The 4,077-nt window shown below is 74.0% G+C and carries 2 protein-coding genes; both read left to right on the forward strand.

Annotated features, from left to right (window positions below):
* Positions 1 to 38 precede the first annotated feature (38 nt).
* On the forward strand, positions 39 to 749 hold the full coding sequence (locus tag IE249_RS33015; protein WP_189710844.1) for a hypothetical protein: 711 nt from the start codon (positions 39 to 41) through the stop codon (positions 747 to 749).
* Between the two features lie 146 nt (positions 750 to 895).
* Positions 896 to 3,778 (forward strand): SCO5717 family growth-regulating ATPase, encoded by a 2,883-nt coding sequence (locus tag IE249_RS33020; protein WP_189710807.1) that lies wholly within the window; start codon positions 896 to 898, stop codon positions 3,776 to 3,778.
* The last annotated feature ends 299 nt before the right edge of the window (positions 3,779 to 4,077 follow it).

A 4,077-nucleotide genomic window follows, 5' to 3' on the forward strand; every position in this document is an offset into this window, starting at 1 on the left:
CGGACCCGGTTCCCGCCCCGCCCACCGTCGCCGAGCGGGTGCGCGGGAGGCTGCGCGGCGGGCTCGGCCTGCTCGGCCCGCGGCACGGACGGCACACGCTGCCCGCGGCACAGGTGGACGCGCTCGCGCTGCCCATCGGTGACGACGGCGTCGTCGTCGGCGTGGACGCCGAGGGGCGGCCGGCGGTGCTCGGCCTCAACAGGCCGACGCCGTACGACGTCGTACTGATCGGCAGCCTGTGGACCGCGCAGGTCCTCGCCCTGCGCGCGGCGGCCACCGGGGCGCGCGTGGCCGTGGAGACGGGACGCCCGCAGGCCTGGATGCAGATGGTGCACGCCATGGGCGGTGGGCAGAACGGACTCGCGGTCCACGAGGTGGGCCGGGTGCCCCCACAGGGCGCCTCGGCCGGAACCCCCGTACTGGTGGTGCGCGACTGCGGAATGCGGCCCCCGCGCGGGCGGGTGGTCTCCGGTCCCTGGCAGTCGGTGCTGACGCTGTTGCCCTACCTGAGTCCGGTGGCCCCCCGGCTGATACGGCAGGCGCGGCTGGTCGGCGTCCAGCGGATCTCGCCGGACGAGGCGGCCGAACTCGGCCGCACCATGGCGCTGCCCCGGGCCGACGTGGAGTCGTTGCCCACGCTCGCGGACGGGGTCACCCTGTGGTGCGCCGACCGCGACCGGCAGTACGCGATGACCCAGCCGACCGACGCCGAGACGGGACTTCTGGGCAACCCGCGACGGATGGACTGAACGGCCGTCACGGGACGGGCCTGCCGTGAGCATGCCCGTGGTGATTAGGCTGGGGCGGGGGCGTCATGTCGGGACCCGCGGCCCCTTACGAGTTGAACGGTCGCCCCAGCACGGCTTGAGGGTGCTCGACCACACCAGGAGGAACTGTGAACAGCGATCGGGACGGGATCCGCGGGGGCTGGGGGGCCACACCCGGCGATGACCAGTCCGACGCGGAGTCCGCCGTCGAGGCGACGGGCGAGTTCACCATCGACTACGCGCCGCCCGCCTGGTACACGCAGAACGCCTCGGGTACGGCCGGGGAGACGGCTCCGCCCCCTGCGGCGCCGGCCACTCCTCCCCCGCCTCCGCAGCAGCCCGCTTGGACGCCCGCCGCTCCCGCCGCGCCGCCGGAGGCGGAGGAAGCCTCGAACGGTGACCTGGTGAGTGGGGCGACGATGCGGATCTCCGCGGCCGCTCTGAAGCGTGAGTTCGCCGAGCGGGCGGGTGCCGAAGCATCGGCCGGCACCGGAGAGGGTGCCGGGCCGGATGCGGGTGCGGAGTCCGAACCGGAGCCGGAAGCGGCGGTGACGGGACCGGAGGAGGCGGAGCCTGCTTCCGCGGCTCCGGAAGTCCCGGCGACCACGGAAACTTCGTCGGCCTCGGAGGCTTCCGAGAGTTCCGAGGCCCCGGAGGCTGCGGAGGCCCCGGAGGCTGCGGACGTCGACGGCTCCGGCGCGGGTGAGGTCGACGCGGGGCAGGCGGAGGAAGCCCAGGAAGCCGGTCCTGCCAAGGCCTCTGCGGACGACGTGGTGCAGGACTCCGGGGCCGGTGCCGGCGAGGAGGTTCCGGCCGCCGACGGCGACGGCAGCAGTGACGCGGACGGTGACGTGCAGGATGCCGTGCCTGCCGATGGCGACGCCGCTGAGAGCGCGGGTGAGGCGCAGGACGCCGTCGTGGACGGCACCGATGTGCGGGACACTCCGCCCGCGTGGGCCCCGCCGCCCGCGCCACAGGACGCGGTTCCGCCTCTGCCGCCGTCGTACCAGCCCGCGGCCCCGACCCCGGCGGCCCAGTGGCCCGCGCAGTCCCAGCCCCAGCCCCAGTCCCAGCCCCAGGGACAGGGACAGGCTCAACCTCCGTACCAGCCGCAGCCACCGCAGCCCGCGTCCGCGCCGGCCGCGTGGAACGCGCCCGCGCAGGCCCCGGTGCCGCCGCCCCAGCAGCCGGGCCCGGCCCCCACTCCCCCGGCCCCGCCGTCCGCCTACGGCTCCCCCCAGCCCGGCCCCGCACCTACGGCCCCGCAGCCACAGCCGACACCACAGCCGACACCGCCCAACCCGGCCCAGGCAGGCTACGGCTTCCCCCAGCCCGGCCCCGCGCCTGCGGCCACGCAGCCACAGCCGACACCACAGCCGACACCGCCCAACCCGGCCCAGGCAGGCTACGGCTTCCCCCAGCCCGGCCCCGCGCCTGCGGCCACGCAGCCACAGCCGACACCACAGCCGACACCGCCCAACCCGGCCCAGGCAGGCTACGGCTTCCCCCAGCCCGGCCCCGCCCCTGCGGCCCCGCAGCCCACGCCGCAGCCGGCGCCCCCCAATCCGGCGCAGGGAGGCCACGGCTTCCCGCAGCCTCCCGCGCAGCCCGGCCAGCCGGGGCAGCCGGGTCACCCGGGTCACCCGGGCCAGCCAGTGCCGCCTGCGCAGCAGCCGTCGCAGCCCCAGCCGCAGGCTCAGCCTCAGCAGCCGGTCGATCCGCGGCTCGGGGCCGCCTGGCCGCAGCCGATACAGCACGACCAGCGGCAGCCCACCAACCCCGGTGCGGCGCCGCTCGGTTACACGGCGGCCGTGGAGCTGTCCTCCGACCGGCTGCTCAACAACAAGCGCCAGAAGGCCCGTAGCGGACGGCCGGCGGCGGCCGGGTCCCGGTTCCGTATCGGTGCCAAGAAGGAGGAGGCCGAGCGGCAGCGGAAGCTGGAGCTCATCCGGACGCCGGTGCTGTCCTGCTACCGCATCGCGGTCATCAGCCTCAAGGGCGGCGTCGGCAAGACGACCACGACCACCGCGCTCGGCTCCACGCTCGCCAGCGAGCGGCAGGACAAGATCCTCGCCATCGACGCCAACCCGGACGCCGGCACGCTCGGCCGCCGCGTGCGGCGGGAGACCGGGGCCACCATCCGTGACCTCGTGCAGGCGATCCCGTACCTCAACTCCTACATGGACATCCGGCGGTTCACCTCGCAGGCGCCCTCCGGCCTGGAGATCATCGCCAACGACGTCGACCCTGCGGTGTCCACGACGTTCAACGACGAGGACTACCGGCGCGCGATAGACGTACTGGGCAGGCAGTACCCCGTCATCCTCACCGACTCCGGCACCGGTCTGCTCTACAGCGCCATGCGCGGTGTGCTGGACCTCGCCGACCAGCTCATCATCATCTCCACGCCGTCCGTGGACGGTGCGTCCAGCGCCAGTACGACCCTGGACTGGCTGTCCGCACACGGGTACGCCGATCTGGTCTCCCGCTCACTCACGGTCATCTCGGGTGTGCGCGAGACCGGCAAGATGATCAAGGTGGAGGACATCGTCTCCCACTTCGAGACCCGTTGCCGGGGTGTGGTCGTGGTGCCCTTCGACGAGCACCTGGCCGCGGGCGCCGAGGTGAACCTCGACATGATGCGGCCCAAGGTGCGCGAGGCGTACTTCAACCTGGCGGCGATGGTGGCCGAGGACTTCGTCCGGCACCAGCAGGCCCAGGGCCTGTGGACCTCCGACGGCAACCCCCCGCCGGTGGCGGCCCCGCCGTTCCCCGGCCAGCCGTACCCGGGGCAGCCCTACCCCGGACAGCCCTACCCGGGCCGGCCCACCCCCGGTCAAGTGCCGCCGGCGCAGCCGGCCCAGCCCGGCCAGCACGCCGCCCCACAGCACCCACAGCACCCACAGCACCCACAGCACCCGCAGCACCCACAGCACCCACAGCACCCACAGCCGCCCTACCCCCCACAGCACCCCCAGTCCCCTCCGCCTCCTCCGCCACCGCAGCAGTGACCCGCTGAAGGCCCGCGTCGTCCGTACGGCGCGGGCCTTCGCGTGTTCGCAGGCAGAACCGTTGGGAATGCACCGCCACGCCCTCACCAGGAGGGCGTCACTGGTCTCGACCAATGAGTACGACAGAGCGACGAATTCGTTATTTCCGCAGGCCACATGGGGTTTGACGCACCGTTGACGGGCGCAGACTGCCGCTGATAGACACTCACTTCATTCCGCCGGCGTCACACGATCAAGCCCGTTCAAGCCCGCCCCGCGCAGGGCGCAAACCGTCCCGCGCGTGCGATGACGCGAGGTCA

Source organism: Streptomyces anandii JCM 4720, from assembly GCF_014650655.1.
GTDB lineage: Bacteria > Actinomycetota > Actinomycetes > Streptomycetales > Streptomycetaceae > Streptomyces > Streptomyces anandii.